Raw genomic sequence first — 14,577 nt, 5'->3', positions numbered from 1 at the left:
CAGCCGTGAAAAGCCGGCGTCCTCAGCCGCCGGCCATCGATCATTGAAGCAGTAACCCAGGGCGAACCGTGCACGTGTCAGGACATCGCCCCGGCTCCCCGGCGGAGACAACGCCGTTCCGGCCCAGCTCAGAGGGCTCCTCGCCGCCGGACGCCGTCCGCAGGGGTCATGAGAGGACTCCCGCCACCGACAGGGTGAGACGGGCACGTGCTCGCAGAGGTGAGGCGGGGTCGCGGGCGGCGGAGCGGTACTCCGCGGCTCGCCACGGCGGGCCCTCAGAGTCCGGACAGCAGGGCCGCGGCGTCCGGGGCGGGTGAGGAGGCGCCCGCGCGCCATGCCGCGGCGAAAGCGGCCTCCCCCAGCGCCCCCCGGCATCGGGCGACCAGCGCGGCCACCTCGCGGTCGGCGCTGTCGGGCACGCCCCGCAGCCGGGACGCCGCCGCCAGCGCGGCGGCGGCCCGTCCGGGCTCGCCCGCCTCCACGAGCCACTCGGCCGCCCCCTCCAGGACGGTGGCGCGCGCGGTGTCGTCCGGGGTCGCCGCCACCGCCTCCAGAGCCTCCCGCAGACGCCGCCCGCCGGCGGCGAGGTCGCCCGCCAGGGTCTCCACCCGGGACGCCTCCAGCCACACGAACGCCACCAGCTGCGCCGGGATCATCGGCGGCCGCGACCCCGTGCCGCCGGCGGACCGCTCGGCCGGCAGCAGGTCCATCGCCCGGCGCAGGCGCGTGCGCGCCCCCGCGTGGTCTCCCGCGCGGCGCGCCCTCTCGCCCAGGGCGTGCCAGGTGCGGGCCTGCGCCAGCGCGTCCCCCGCCCGCTCGGCCGCCACCCGCGCCTGCTGAAGCACCGCCTCCGCGCCCGCGAGGTCGCCGGTGCGGGCCCGTAACTGGCCCAGCCGCACCGGCAGCATCGCCGGGCCGGGCAGCGCGTCGACGCCGCCGATCTCCGCCGCCCGCGCCGCCGACTCCTCCAGCAGGGCCAGCGCCTCCGCCGGCTCGCCCCGGTTCTCCGCAACCAGCGACAGCCAGAACAGCGCCAGCGCCATCCCCCAGCGCTCGCCGAGCCCGTGGAAGGCCCGCGAGGCCGAGCGCACCAGCACCTCGGCGCGTGGCGCGCCGCCGGGCACGAACTCGAACTCCACAATGCCCTCGATGAGCAGCGTCGTGGCCCGCGCCCACGCGTCCGGGTGGCGGCCGAAGTGCTCGACCGCGGCGGCGGCGCGGCGCCGGATGTCGGCGACGCCGCCCGCGTACGCGCCCACGATCGCCCACGAGCCGAGCACCGCCGGCCGGTCCGACCGGTACATGCGGTCCAGCAGCTCGCCGGGCCGCATCCCGGCGACGCCCGCGCCGTCGCCTTCGCCGCCGGTGTCCCCGGACCCGGCCAGGAGCAGGCACATCGCGTGCTCGGCGGCCAGCCCGGGCGGTGGCGCGTCGCCGGTGGCGCGGGCCACCGCCGCCGCCCAGTCGGCCGCCTCCCGCCGCCTGCCCCGCATCACCCACGACCACAGCCGCGCCGTGTACAGCCGGACCGCCGTCTCGGCCCACCCGCACTCGATCGCGTGGCCGAGGGCCGCGTCAAGGTCGCCCTGATGGCCGTCCAGCAGGCGCAGCGCGGCGGCCTGCTCCGGGCCGCGCAGCGACGGCTCGCAGCGCTCGGCCAGCTCGAGGAAGTACGCGGCGTGCGCCGCCCGCACCCGCCGTTCCTCCGCCCCCACCCCGGTGCCGTCCGTGCACCGGGTGCTCTCGATGCCGTCCGGGGTCTCCGGTGTCTCCGGGGTCTGGGCGAGTTTCTCGGACGCGTAGTGGCGCACCGTCTCCAGCAGGCGGTAGCGCCCCTCGCCGCCGTCCCCGGCGAGGGGCGGGCCCGGCCGGGGGTCATCGGCGGCCTGGACCAGCAGAGACCGGTCGACCAGCGACGTCAGCACGTCCAGGCCGGCTCCGCACACGCGCGCCGCGGCCTCGGCCGACGCCCCGCCGCCCGCGAACACCGACAGGCGGCGCAACGCCGCCCGCTCGGGCTCGGTGAGCAGCTCCCAGCTCCAGTCGATCGTCGCCCGCAACGTGCGGTGCCGCCGCTCCACCGCGCGGCTGCCGCGTCCCAGCACCTCCAGGCGGTCGCCGATCATGCCGGCGAGCTGGGTGAGGGTCAGGGAGCGCAGCCGGGCGGCGGCCAGCTCGATCGCCAGCGGCATGCCGTCCAGCTCCCGGCACAGCCGTACGACGTCGGCGAGGTTGCCCTCGTCGACGGCGAAACCCGGGCGGACGGCCGCGGCGCGCTCGGCGAACAGCGCGACCGCGGCGAACGACGGCGCCGACAGCGGCGTGACGTCCTCGCCGGGCACCGCGAGCGGCGGCAGGGGATGCAGGGCCTCACCGGTGACGCCGAGCGGTTCCCTGCCGGTGGCCAGCACCCGCACGCCCGGCGCGGCGGCGAGCACGCGCTGGACCAGCTCGGCGGCCTCCTCCACCACGTGCTCGCAGTTGTCCAGCATCAGCAGGGCACGACGCCCGGCCAGCGACGCGCACAGCCGCTCGGCCGGCCCGGCTCCCGGGGCGCCGCCGAGGCCGGCGAGCAGGCCGGTGCCGGCCAGGGCCGCGTGGACGGCCGCCGCGACGCCGGACGGAGGGGTCAGGTGGCCCAGGACGCCGGACGGACGGGTCACGTGGGCCAGTTCGACCAGCCATACCCCGTCCGGCGCCCGTTCGCGTCGCGCCGCCTCCAGGGCCAGCCGGGTCTTGCCCGCACCTCCCGGCCCGGTCACGGTGACCAGGCGCGACTCCCCCAGCAGGCGGCCGACCCTGGCCAGGTCGTCGTGCCTTCCCACCAGGCGGGTCAGCGGCGCGGGCAGGTTGCCCCCGGCCGCCGTGCCCTGGACGGCCGGGGAGGCGTCGGCGCGGAGGGCGTGCAGGTGGGCGGCGCGGAGTTCGGCGCCCGGGTCCACGCCGAGCCCGTCCGCCAGCGCCGCGCGCACGCGCTCGTACACCTCCAGCGCGTCCGCCCGCCGGCCGTCGGCGCACAGCGCCCGCATGAGCCGGGCCTGGAACGGCTCCCTGGTGGGATGCGCGGCCGCCAGCTCCTCCAGCTCGGCGACCAGCCCGGGAACCGCGCACGCCAGGTCGGCGTCGATGCGGGCCTCGAGCGTGGCCAGCCGCAGCTCCTCCAGCCGCGCGGCGGGCGCGGCGGCGAAGGGGAACCGGGAGGCGTCCACCAGCGCGGGCCCGCGCCACAGCTCCAGCGCCTCGCGCAGCGGCCCGCCCGCGCCGGACGGGTCGCCGGCGCGCAGCAGGGCCGCGCCCCGGGCGGCCCGCGCGTCGAAGACCCACGCGTCCACGGCCGGCCCCTCCGCGCCCAGCCGATACCCCGACGGGTGGGAGGCGACCGCCTCCCGTCCGCCGAGCTCACGGCGAAGGCGCGCCACAAGGGACTGCAGCGCCGCCGCCGGGTTGGCGGGCGGCTCGCCCGGCCACAGGTCGTCGACCAGACGCTCGACGGTGACGACCCGCCCGGGGTCGAGGGCGAGCCGTACGAGCAGTGCCCGCAGCCGCGCGCCCGCGACCTCGACCGGGTTCCCGCCCGCGTCCTGGACCCGGAGCGGCCCGAGGATCCCGACGCGCACGGCATCCCGCCCTTCCCTCGATCACGACCGCTTCATTCTCGTGGACCCGCGCCGGCCGCGTGGTTCGTCCCTGCACTTACCTCGACCGGAACGCATGGAGTGCCGTATCTCTGTTATCGCCGGGCTCACGGGGTAACAGGTGAATTCTCCGGCCCCGGGATGCGGCGCGCCGATTCGTCCTTACCGTACGGTTGTGCGGACGCCGCGCCGCCGGGGGTGGGAGAGTGGCCGGTGCGTGACCCAGGACGTCCAGGCGTTATGGTCAAGCCCGTGGCGGAGTTCTGACAGGTGGACGACTGGCGGCGTGGCAGGAGGGTGCCGGTGGATCGCAGGGGGCATGCGTCCGCGCAGTGGCCGATCACCGATGATCTCAGCGCCTTGCGGGGGCAGGTGCGCGGGTACGCCGCTCTGGCGGGTCTTTCCGGCGTGCGCCTGCAAGACCTGGTGCTGGCGGTGAACGAGGCCGCCGCCAACGTGCTCGACCACGCCCACGGCGAGGGGCATGTCCAGGCCTGGCACGACGAGCGCTCCGTCACCGTCGAGGTGCACGACCGTCTCGGGCAGCTCGTGCCCGCGCACGCCACCGCCGGCGACCCCGGGGTGACCACGCTGCGCGGCCGGGGCCTTTGGCTCATGCAACAGCTGTGCGACGAGGTGCGCATCACCAGGGACGCCCAGGGGTCGGCGGTGCTGCTGCGCCAGGAGATCAACGGCCTGCCGAAGGCCTGACCCCGACCGGGTCCCCTCACTTACCGATCAAGCATGGCTCTATCTGTGGGCAGGCGTGGCCGCTTCGCATATCGTCACCGATGTGGAGCATCAGCTAGTCGCCATGCGGGCCGGTCCCGGTGCGCGCACCCGGTCACCCGCCCGCGGCCCTGTCCGCCGTCCCCGCCGATCCAATGCTCGCTCCGTGAATAGGTCGCCCATGAACTTCACCGTGCAGGTCGAAGGCGGCTCCGCCGACGGCCACTCCTCCCCGGTGCGCACGCTGGTCCTGACGGGGGAACTGGACCACGGCAGCGTCCCGCACCTGCAGAAGGCGCTCGACAAGGCCTACGCCGACCAGTGCCGGCACCTGATCATCGACGTCACCGGCCTGGCCTTCTGCGACTCCACCGGCATCAGCGTGTTCCTGGGCGCCCGCCGCGCGCTGGCCGCCCGCGAGGGGAGCGTCGCGCTCGCCGGCCTGAACGCGCGCGTCCAGCGCACCTTCCGCCTGACCGGGGTGGCCGACGCCTTCTCGACCTACCCCACCGCCGACGAGGCCCGCGCCGCCCTGTCCGCGTCCTGACCGGGGCACCCGCACCGCCCTCTTCCGGCCGGGCATCTTGACCGGGGCCATGACCGCGCGCCCGCACCGGCGCCGCCGCCGAGCGGCGCCGGCCTGCACATCCTCCATGCCGGGAGTAAGGGGATCGTTGACCGGTCCCGGGAGAGAAGTTACGTTACGTCGGCGGGGCGGGGGTTTCCGGTGTTCGGAAGGGAGAACCGTCCTCATGCTCCGACGAATGCTCTTCTCCGCCGCTGCGGCGGCACTGCTGCTGCTCGGCGGCGTCCCGCCGGCCGCGCTGGCGGCGGACGCGACCCGCACGCCCGCCACCGCCGTCTACACGGTCACGCTGGCCAGTAACGCCTCGGGCAGCACCTGGACCGGCCATCAGAGCGTCAGCTTCGGCAACCCGTCCGCCGACCCGCTCACCGAGGTCTACCTGCGACTGTGGGACAACTACCACGGCAGCTGCCCCTCCACCCCGATCACGGTGACCAACGTGACGGGGGGCACGCCCGCGCCGCTGTCGGTGAACTGCACCGCTCTGAAGATCACGCTGCCGTCACCGCTGAACCAGGGCCAGAGCACCTCGATCGGATTCGACCTGAGCATCGTGGTGCCGAGCGGCGCCGACCGGTTCGGCCGTGACGGGTCCTACAACTTCATCGGCAACGCCCTGCCGGTGCTGGCCGTCCGGGACGGCAACGGCTGGCACCTGGACCCCTACACCAACAACGGCGAGGCGTTCTACCAGCTGATCAGCGACTACACCGTCACCCTCGACCATCCGACGTCGCTGCTGGTGCCCGCCACCGGCACTTCGGTGGACACGCCCGGCGCCTCCGGCCGGACGGTGACCACGGCCACGGCGAGCAAGGTGCGCGAGTTCGCCTGGGCGGCGGGGCCGTTCGTCAAGACGACGAGCACGACCACCACCGGCGTCACGGTGAACGTCTACCGGGTGAGCTCGATCAGCTCCAGCAGCGCCGCGTCCATGATGACGACCGCCAAGAACGCGCTGGTGGCGCACGCGGGGCGTTTCGGCGCCTTCCCCTACGGCGAGGTCGACGCGGTGCTGGACAACAACTTCTGGTTCGGCGGCATGGAGTATCCCGGCTTCGTCCTGGACGTGATCAGTTCCACGGCGCTGGCGCATGAGCTGGCCCACCAGTGGTGGTACGGCATCGTCGGCGACGACGAGTACAACAGCCCGTGGCTGGACGAGTCCTTCGCCGACTACGCGACCGACCTGTACAACGGCATCTCGGGCACCAACTGCTGGAACAGCGTCTCCTGGCAGTCCTCCGCCGAGAAGATCAGCAACCCGATGGCCTACTGGGACGCCCATTCCGGCCGGTACGGCACGGTCGTCTACACCTACGGCAAGTGCGCGCTGCACGACCTGCGCCGCGCCATCGGCACGACCGCGATGCAGAACCTGCTGAAGAACTACGCCGCCTCCCACTGGCTCGGCGTCTCCACCACCGCCGACTTCAAGGCCGCCGCCCAGGCCGCGACCTCGGTGAACCTGTCCTCGTTCTGGACCACGCACCGCATCGACGGCTGACCGCCCCGGCCGGACCTGAACTATTGTTCAGGTCCGGCTAGCCTTGGCGGCATGACACGAGTCTCCTGGCGGGCCGCGCAACTGACGGTCGGCGAACTGTCCGAGCGCAGCGGCGTGCCCGCCTCGGCCCTGCGGTTCTACGAGCGGCAGGGCCTGATCCACAGCGGGCGGACGGCCGGCAACCAGCGGCGCTACACCCGCGACACCCTGCGCCGGGTGGCCTTCATCCGGGCGTCTCAGCGCGTCGGCATCCCGCTGGCCACGATCAGGGACGTGCTCGCGCTGCTGCCCGAGGGGCGCACGCCCACCCGCGCCGACTGGGCCCGGGTGTCCCAGTGCTGGCGCGAGGACCTCAACGCGCGCATCGAGCAACTGGAGCGACTGCGCGACCGCCTCGCCGATTGCATCGGCTGCGGCTGCCTGTCCATCGACATCTGCGCCCTGGCCAATCCGCAGGACGCCCTCGGCGAGCGGGGTCCTGGCGCGCATCGCCTGATGAAGCCTGAAGTGTCCAGAGCCGACGCCTTTACAAAGTAGATCACATCGGCCACGACGACCGGTTCGCGATCACCTGCGCGTCGGCGCTCCCGATCGGCGGTCGCCGTGGAGGGGGTGAGCAATGCCACACCCAGAGTGATGAATTGTGTGTGTATTGTGACATTTAGTGAGCATTTTTCCCGAGCTTTGGCGGCTCGTCACCTGTCTCACGCGATGATCGATGGGGAGGAGGTCCCCGTGACGCACAACACGAGTCGACCACGCATCGTCGTGGGCGTGAGCCACTCCCCCGCGGCGACGGCCGCCCTGCGCTGGGCGCTCGGCGAGGCCCGGCTCCGGGACGCGGTGATCCAGCCGGTGCACGCCTGGCAGTGGTCGGGGCAGCACCGCGCGTCGTACGCGCCCATGGGCACCTGGCGCTCCCACGACGAGGAGTACGCCGCCGCCAGGGAGCAGACCCGCCGTGTCGTCGCCCAGGTCGCGCCCTCCCTCACGCCCATCGTGGCGCACGGGCCGCCCGCGCAGGTGCTGCTCACACACTGTGAGGGCGCCGAGATGCTGGTGCTGGGCATCCGCAATCCCGAGCCCGGCACGCCGGTCGCCGCGACGCCCGTGCTCGCGGCGCTGATCATGAGCGCCCCCTGCCCGGTGGTGGTCGTCTCCCCCAAGTCCGTCCCTCGGCCGGCCTTCCCCTCCTACGAGGTCACCCTCAGCGTGGCGCCGACCGGATGACCCCGCCGGGGTCGTCGCGGCCCGCCGTGTCGCCGTACATGGCGGCCAGGCGCGTCACGGTGCCGGCCATCATCTCGCGCAGCTCCGGCGGCCCGAGGACCTCCAGGTTCGCGCCCAGGCGCAGCAGCTGCCAGCAGGCGTGCCTCACCGACTCGACCGGCAGCCGCAGCACCGTCCAGCCGTCCTCGCCCGGCGGCCCGGCCTCGGCCAGCGCGGCGTCGACCGGGCGCGCGCCGAGGGTGTGGCTCAGCAGACCCTCCATCCCCGGCGCCAGCCGCACGGTGGCCTCGGCGGTGTACATGCGCTCGCGGAACTCGGCCGTGTAGGTCTGCCAGAACTCCCCGAGGTCGAAGCCCTCCGGGCGGGCGAAGCGCTCGGGCAGCACCTCCAGCGACACGATGCGCGAGACGCGGTAGGTGCGCGCGGCCGACTCCTCCGGCGCCGCGACCATGTACCAGGATCCGCCCTTGAGGACCAGACCGTACGGGCGGACCTCCCGCACCACCTCGGCGGGCCCCCAGCGGCGGTAGACCATGCGCAGCCTGCGCCCCTCCCACACCGCGTCGGCGACCTGCCCCAGGTGGGGGGCGTCGTCGGCGTCGCGGTACCAGCCGGGGACGTCCAGCAGGAACCGCTCGCGCATGCGTGAGGCCTGGGAACGCGGCTCGGGCGGCAGGGCGGCCAGCAGCTTGAGCTCGGCGGCGGCGGCCACCTCGGCCAGGCCGAGCTCGGCGGCCGGGCCGGGCAGCCCGGCCAGGAACAGCGAGGACGCCTCCTCGGCGGTCAGGCCGTTGAGCCGGGTGCGGTAGCCGTCCAGCAACCGGTAGCCGCCCGCCGGGCCCCGATCGGCGTAGACGGGGACGCCCGCGGACGACAGCGCCTCCACGTCGCGGTAGACGGTGCGCACGGACACCTCGAGCTCCTCCGACAGCTCGGCGGCCGTCATCCGGCCGCGCGCCTGCAGGACCAGCAACAGGGAGATCAACCGGCTCGCGCGCACGCCCCCAGTCTCCACGATTTGCCAAACAAACACCAAAGATGTTCATATGAACACATGGATCGATTGCGGGCGATCATGGACGCCCTGATGACCGCGGACAGCGTGTCGGTCGCCGAACTCGCGGCCCGGCACGGAGTCTCGGAGATGACCATCCGGCGCGACCTGGACGAGCTCGCCCAGCAGGGCGTGGTCCGCCGGGTGCGCGGCGGGGCCCAGAGCCTGCTGCTGCGCGGCGAGGAGCCGCCGTTCGGCGTGCGCGAGCACGAGGCGCCGGAGGCCAAGCTCCGCATCGCCGCCGAGGTCGCCGGCCTGCTCGCCGACGGAGAGGCGGTCGTGCTGGACGGCGGCACCACCGCACTGGCGGTCGCCCGGGAGATCCGCGACCGCCGGCTCACCGTCCTCCCGCTGTCGGTGCAGGGCATCCAGGCTCTCAGCGACGCCCCCCGCATACGGCTGGTCCTGCCCGGCGGCGAGGTGCGGCACGGCGAGCTCAACATCGGCGGCCCCCTGACCGTGAACACCATCGCCTCCCTGCGCTTCGACACCGCCGTCATCGGCTGCTGCGGACTGTCGGCCGAGCACGGGGTCACCGCGCACGCGCTGGACGACGTCGCGGTCAAACAGGCCGCCATCGCCTCCGCCCGCCGGGTGGTCGTCGCCGCCGACTCGGCGAAGTTCCGCCAGACGGCCTTCGCCGCCGTCTGCCCGCCCGCCGCGGTCGACGTGCTGGTCACCGACGAGGGCATCCCCCGCGACCAGCGGGAGGCGTTCGCCGCCGCCGGCGTCACCGTGCGCGTCGCCGCATGACGCTCACGCTCCACCGCGACGCCGCCCTGCGCGGCGCCCGCCTCGCGGTGTGCCTCGCGTTCCTGATCCCCGGGATGGCCATCGGCGTGTGGACCTCCCGCATCCCCGCGCTCAAGGAGGCGCTGGCGCTCGGCGACGGGCAGCTCAGCGTCGCCCTGCTCGCCATCGCGGCGGGCGCGCTCGCCGGGATGCAGCTCGTCGGGCGGCTGGTCGACCGGCTGGGCAGCGCCCGGGTCACCGTGCCGCTGGCCTTCGCCCAGGCCGCCGTCCTCCCTCTGCCCGCCCTCATGCCCTCCCTGGTCTCGCTCGCCGCCTCGCTGGCCGTGTTCGGCGCCGTCCACGGCATGCTCGACGTGGCGATGAACGCGCGCGCCGTCGAGGTCGAGCGGGCGTGGGGAGGGCCGCTGATGTCGTCCTTCCACGCCGTGTTCAGCATCGGGGGCTTCCTCGGCGCCGCGCTCGGCGGGCTGTCGGCGCACGCGGGCGTGGGCCCCCTGCCCGCCTTCGCCGCCGTCGGCGTCCTGCTCGCCGCGCTCGCCGCCCTGACCGCGCGCCGCCTGGCCGGCGGAACGCGCGGCGGACGGGACCGGACGGCCGACGCCGTCCCCGAGCCGCTCCCCGGACGTCGGCGCGGGCTCGGGGGAGGGCTCGGCGGGGTGCTGCTGCTCGGCCTGCTCGGGTTCTGCTGCATGGTCGGCGAAGGCGCCTCGGCCGACTGGGGCTCGGTCTACCTGCGCGAGCACCTCGGCAGCTCACCCGGCTTCGCCGCCGCCGCCTACGCCGCCTTCTCGATCGCGATGACCGCCGGCCGCCTGACCGGCGACCGCCTCGCGGCCCGCTTCGGCCCGGTGGCGCTCGTCCGCTGCTGCGGGACGCTGGCCGGCGTCGGCCTGGCCTCGGCGCTGCTGATCGGCGACCCGCTGGCCGGGGTGATCGGGTTCGGCTGCTTCGGCGCCGGTCTGTCGTGCATCGTCCCGCAGGTGTTCTCCGCGGCCGGCAACCGCGACCCGGCCCGCGCCGGGCAGGCGCTCGCCCGGGTGGCGAGCCTTGGATACCTGGGCTTCCTGACCGGGCCGGTACTGATCGGCGCCGTCGCCGAACTGCTGGACCTGCCGCGCGCCCTGGCCATCCCCGCCCTGCTCGCCCTCTTCGTCGCCCTGGCCGCCCCCGCCGTCCGTCCTCCTCGTCCCTGACGACCCTCAGATGGGGTCGCCCTCGTCGCCGGGCAGGCTCGGGCCGGGTGAGACGGTGCCGCTGTCCCCCGGAGAGGGAACGGGCGACGGCTTGAGGGTGTCGTCGGGCGAGGGCAGCGGCGGCGGCGTCGGCACGAACATCGTCGGCGGCAGCGGCCGGGACGGCGGCGCGGTGTCGTCGTCGCGGCCCAGCAGCAGCCACGCGATCGCCCCGGTCAGCACCACCAGCACCACCAGGGCCGACAGTGCGGCCAGCACCGCGCGGCGGGTCTCGGTCAGGGGCGGCGCGGGCGGCGGCGGCTCCGGGACCGCCGGGGCGCGGTCGCCGAGCCAGTAGGGGACGAAGTCGGGCCCGTGGGTCTCCCCGATCAGCGTGCCGCTGACCAGCACCGACCGCAGGAACCACGCCGCGCCGACCCCGCCGGACGCGTACGGCACCGCCACCCAGGGCGCCGCGCCGTCGTCCATGGCGATGATCTGCGGCGCGCCGGCCGGCCCGCGGCCACGGGCACGCGCCATCCACCCGCGCACGCCACCGCGCGCGGGCGCCGCCTGGCGGGCCGCCGCCAGGAACCGCTCGCGGGCCGCCGCGTCCAGCGCGGCGCCGCGAGTCAGCAGCGCGATGGAGACCGCGCGCCCCTCGGCGTCCTGCGCCAGGTACACGAACCCGGTGGCGAGCGACTGCAGCCGCGCCTGCACGACGTAGGGACCCAGCCTGGGCGGGTCACCGTACTGGAGCGGAGTGGCCACGCAGCCATGAAAGCACACCACGACACCCGGCTCACCGCGACGGTGCCGTGCACCTTTGCGCCGTGTTTGATGGAATGGCCGCATGACCGTTGCCGAAGAGCGCAGTGACGGGTCCGGGCCGGACGACGGCGCCGACGCGGACCTCCGTCTCCTACAGCAGTCCCTCGCCGAGGTCCGCCGGGTGATCGTCGGCCAGGACCACATGATCGAACGGCTGCTGGTGGCGTTGCTGGCACGCGGTCACTGCCTGCTGGAGGGCGTGCCCGGCGTGGCCAAGACGCTGGCCGCCTCCACCCTGGCGACCGTGGTGGGCGGCACCTTCGCCCGCATCCAGTTCACTCCCGACCTGGTGCCCAGCGACATCGTCGGCACCCGGGTGTACCACCCCTCCAGTGAGAGCTTCGACATCGAGCTCGGCCCGGTGTTCGTCAACTTCCTGCTCGCCGACGAGGTCAACCGGGCCCCGGCCAAGGTGCAGTCGGCGCTGCTTGAGGTCATGGCCGAGCGGCAGGTCACCCTCGCGGGGCGCACCCATCCGCTGCCGCGGCCGTTCATCGTGCTGGCCACCCAGAACCCCATCGAGTCCGAGGGGGTCTACCCGCTGCCGGAGGTGCAGCGCGACCGGTTCCTGTTCAAGGTGAGCGTCGCCCACCCGACCGCCGGCGAGGAGCTGGAGATTTTGCACCGCATGAGCGTCTCCCCGCCGCTGCCCTCCCAGGTGCTGGACCCGGCGCGGCTGATGGCGCTGCAGAAGCTCGCCGACCAGGTGTCGGTGCACCAGCTCGTCGCCGACTACGTCGTCCGCCTGGTCATGGCCACCCGCTCCCCCGCCGAGTACGGGCTGCGCGAGCTGGAGGAGGCCGTCGAGATCGGGGTGAGCCCGCGGGCCACGCTCGGCCTGGTGGCGGCCGGGCGCGGGCTGGCGCTGCTGCGCGGACGCGACTACCTGCTGCCCGACGACGTGCGCGACGTCGCCGTGGACGTCATGGGCCACCGCCTGATGCTGACCTTCGACGCGCTGGCCGACGGCGTCGAGCCGGAGGACGTGGTGCGCCAGATCCTGGCCGCCGTGCCTCCTCCGCTCGTCGTGTGGAATCAGGCGCAGCGATGAGCGGCGCGCACGCCCCCGCCACCGGGCGGGCGGCCGGCCCCGAGCACGCCCTGCGGCGCCTGGAGCTGACCGTGGTCCGCCGCCTGGACGGCCTGCTGCACGGGCAGCACCAGGGGCTGCTGCCGGGCCCGGGCAGCGAGCCCGGCGACAGCCGGGTGTACGTGCCCGGCGAGGACGACGTGCGCCGCATGGACTGGTCGGTCACCGCCCGCACGACCGTCCCGCACGTCCGCGACCTGGTCGCCGACCGCGAGCTGGAGACGTGGGTGCTGGCCGACCTGTCCCCGAGCATGGACTTCGGCACCGCCGCGATGGAGAAGCGCGACCTGGTCGTCGCCACGGTGGGCGCCATCGGCTTTCTGACCAGCCGCATCGGCGACCGGTTCGGCGCCTATGTGATCCACGGTGACGAGGTGCACCGCCTGCCGGCCCGCACCGGCCGCCCGGCCATGTACGCGCTGCTGCAGACGCTGCTCGACGCCCCGCGCGGCGCCGCGGTCTCCGGCCCCACCCGCCTGGCCGAGGCCATCGACCTGATGGGCAAGGCGCGGCGCAAGCGGGGCCTGCGGGTGGTCGTCTCCGACTTCCTGGACCTCGGCAGGGACGGCGACCTGGCGACCGAGCGCGACTGGGAGCGGCCGATGCGCCGCCTGGCCGCCCGCCACCAGGTGCTGGCCGTGGAGGTGGTCGACCCGCGCGAGCTGGAGCTGCCCGACGTGGGCCTGGTCGCCCTGACCGACCCCGAGACCGGGCGCACCCGGGAGATCCACCTCACCCCGAAGATCCGCCGCGCCTACGCCGAGGCCGCGGCGGCGCAGCGGGAGGCCAACCGGGTGGCGCTGCGCCGGTGCGGGGTGGGCCACCTGGTGCTGCGCACCGACCGCGACTGGGTGTACGACATCGTCCAGTACACCCTCAGGCACCGTCGCACGGCCCACCTGGCCGGTCGGCACCCCACCAGGAGGGCGGGCGCGTGACCTTTCTGTCTCCGGGATGGCTGTGGCTGTTCGCGGCGCTCGCGCTGATCGTGGCGGCCTACGTCTACACCCAGTTCGCCCGCCGCCGGTACGCGATGCGCTTCACCAACCTGGCGCTGCTCAGCCTGGTCGCGCCCGAGCGGCCCGGGTGGCGGCGCCACGTGCCCGCCGCGCTGTTCCTGCTGATGATGGCCCTGCTGATCACCGCCGCGGCCCGGCCGGCCGACGCGACGCGGGTGCCCAGGGACCGGGCGACGATCATCATCGCGGTGGACATCTCGCTGTCGATGGAGGCCGCCGACGTCTCTCCCACCCGGCTGGTCGCGGCCCAGCAGGCGGCCCAGCAGTTCGTCAAGGACCTTCCCGAGCGGTTCAACGTGGGCCTGGTCTCCTTCGCCCGCTCGGCCGCGGTGGTCATCTCGCCGACCACCGACCACCTGGCGGTGATCACCGCCATCGGCAACCTGTCCACCCGTCCGGGCACCGCGATCGGCGAGGCGGTGTTCAACTCGCTGGACTCGGTGCGCTCGTTCGACCAGCGCGCGGTGACCGACCCGCCGCCCTCGGCGATCGTGCTGCTGTCCGACGGCGACAACACCTCCGGCCGCTCGGTCAACGAGGCCATCCAGGCGGCGTCGGGCCTGCACGTGCCGGTCTCCACCATCGCCTACGGCACGCCGGACGGCACGGTGAGCATCGACGGGCGCGACGTGCAGGTGCCGGTCAACAAGACCACCCTGCAGTCGCTGGCGGACGGCACCAGCGGGCGGGCCTACACCGCCGAGTCGGGCGACGAGCTGCGCGAGGTCTACAGCCAGATCGGCAGCTCGCTGGGCTACCGCATCGTGCACCAGGAGGTCGGCCAGTGGTTCACCGTGGCCGGCGTCCTGGCCGGCCTGCTGGTGGCCGGAGCCGCCATGCTCCTCGGCGCCCGCCTCCCCTGACGACGCCGGCGCCGCGACGGGCGTGGGCGGCCCGCGTAGCGGGGACCAGGTGATTTCGCGATCTCTCATGGCCTTCTGACAGCTAGGCTCCTATAGTACTAGGAACCT

The 14,577-nt window shown here is 74.5% G+C and carries 13 protein-coding genes; 10 read left to right on the top strand and 3 right to left on the bottom strand.

Going from position 1 to position 14,577, the window contains the following annotated elements; genetic code table 11:
- Window positions 1-275 precede the first annotated feature (275 nt).
- Complete coding sequence (locus tag ACFQSB_RS19805) at window positions 276-3,617, bottom strand: BTAD domain-containing putative transcriptional regulator (protein ID WP_380828234.1); 3,342 nt, start codon at window positions 3,615-3,617, stop codon at window positions 276-278.
- 321 nt (window positions 3,618-3,938) lie between these two features.
- On the opposite strand from ACFQSB_RS19805, the gene ACFQSB_RS19800 reads away from it, so the two are divergent.
- From ACFQSB_RS19800 to ACFQSB_RS19780, 5 genes are all read left to right on the top strand, one after another.
- Complete coding sequence (locus ACFQSB_RS19800) at window positions 3,939-4,346, top strand: ATP-binding protein (protein WP_380828233.1); 408 nt, start codon at window positions 3,939-3,941, stop codon at window positions 4,344-4,346.
- A 184-nt stretch (window positions 4,347-4,530) separates the two neighbouring features.
- The gene (locus ACFQSB_RS19795) at window positions 4,531-4,911 is read left to right on the top strand and encodes an STAS domain-containing protein (protein WP_354853336.1); all 381 of its coding nucleotides are present in this window, start codon (window positions 4,531-4,533) and stop codon (window positions 4,909-4,911) included.
- A gap of 205 nt (window positions 4,912-5,116) precedes the next feature.
- A complete protein-coding gene (locus ACFQSB_RS19790; protein ID WP_380828232.1) occupies window positions 5,117-6,457 on the top strand; it encodes a M1 family metallopeptidase in 1,341 nt (446 codons plus the stop codon).
- 51 nt (window positions 6,458-6,508) lie between these two features.
- A complete protein-coding gene (gene soxR / locus ACFQSB_RS19785) occupies window positions 6,509-6,994 on the top strand; it encodes a redox-sensitive transcriptional activator SoxR (protein ID WP_380828231.1) in 486 nt (161 codons plus the stop codon).
- A 198-nt stretch (window positions 6,995-7,192) separates the two neighbouring features.
- Entirely contained in the window at window positions 7,193-7,687 is a 495-nt protein-coding gene (locus tag ACFQSB_RS19780; RefSeq protein WP_380828230.1) for a universal stress protein, read from the top strand.
- On the opposite strand, the gene ACFQSB_RS19775 is transcribed toward ACFQSB_RS19780, so the two are convergent.
- Window positions 7,665-8,687, bottom strand: coding sequence for a helix-turn-helix transcriptional regulator (locus ACFQSB_RS19775; RefSeq protein WP_380828228.1), 1,023 nt, complete (start codon window positions 8,685-8,687; stop codon window positions 7,665-7,667). The genes ACFQSB_RS19780 and ACFQSB_RS19775 overlap by 23 nt on opposite strands.
- Before the next feature lie 54 nt (window positions 8,688-8,741).
- Here ACFQSB_RS19775 and ACFQSB_RS19770 point away from each other — a divergent pair, with 54 nt between their 5' ends.
- Together ACFQSB_RS19770 and ACFQSB_RS19765 are read left to right on the top strand one after the other, a co-directional pair.
- The gene (locus ACFQSB_RS19770; RefSeq protein WP_380828227.1) at window positions 8,742-9,494 is read left to right on the top strand and encodes a DeoR/GlpR family DNA-binding transcription regulator; all 753 of its coding nucleotides are present in this window, start codon (window positions 8,742-8,744) and stop codon (window positions 9,492-9,494) included.
- A complete protein-coding gene (locus tag ACFQSB_RS19765; RefSeq protein WP_380828226.1) occupies window positions 9,491-10,687 on the top strand; it encodes an MFS transporter in 1,197 nt (398 codons plus the stop codon). Before ACFQSB_RS19770 ends, ACFQSB_RS19765 begins: the two co-directional genes overlap by 4 nt.
- 6 nt (window positions 10,688-10,693) lie before the next feature.
- On the opposite strand, the gene ACFQSB_RS19760 is transcribed toward ACFQSB_RS19765, so the two are convergent.
- Window positions 10,694-11,437, bottom strand: coding sequence for a hypothetical protein (locus ACFQSB_RS19760; protein WP_380828225.1), 744 nt, complete (start codon window positions 11,435-11,437; stop codon window positions 10,694-10,696).
- Window positions 11,438-11,519: 82 nt separating this feature from the next.
- Here ACFQSB_RS19760 and ACFQSB_RS19755 point away from each other — a divergent pair, with 82 nt between their 5' ends.
- From ACFQSB_RS19755 to ACFQSB_RS19745, 3 genes are read left to right on the top strand one after another with little or no spacing between them, the layout of a single operon-like run.
- On the top strand, window positions 11,520-12,548 hold the full coding sequence (locus ACFQSB_RS19755; RefSeq protein ID WP_354853318.1) for an AAA family ATPase: 1,029 nt from the start codon (window positions 11,520-11,522) through the stop codon (window positions 12,546-12,548).
- Complete coding sequence (locus ACFQSB_RS19750; protein ID WP_380828223.1) at window positions 12,545-13,525, top strand: DUF58 domain-containing protein; 981 nt, start codon at window positions 12,545-12,547, stop codon at window positions 13,523-13,525. The genes ACFQSB_RS19755 and ACFQSB_RS19750 overlap by 4 nt, the downstream gene beginning before the upstream one ends.
- Window positions 13,522-14,469, top strand: coding sequence for a VWA domain-containing protein (locus tag ACFQSB_RS19745; protein ID WP_380828221.1), 948 nt, complete (start codon window positions 13,522-13,524; stop codon window positions 14,467-14,469). The genes ACFQSB_RS19750 and ACFQSB_RS19745 overlap by 4 nt, the downstream gene beginning before the upstream one ends.
- The last annotated feature ends 108 nt before the right edge of the window (window positions 14,470-14,577 follow it).

Origin of the sequence: Sphaerisporangium rhizosphaerae (assembly GCF_042665155.1) — a bacterium.
GTDB lineage: Bacteria > Actinomycetota > Actinomycetes > Streptosporangiales > Streptosporangiaceae > Sphaerisporangium > Sphaerisporangium rhizosphaerae.
Note: the sequence above shows the minus strand (reverse complement) of the source record. Positions and strands in the feature narration are given on the sequence as shown.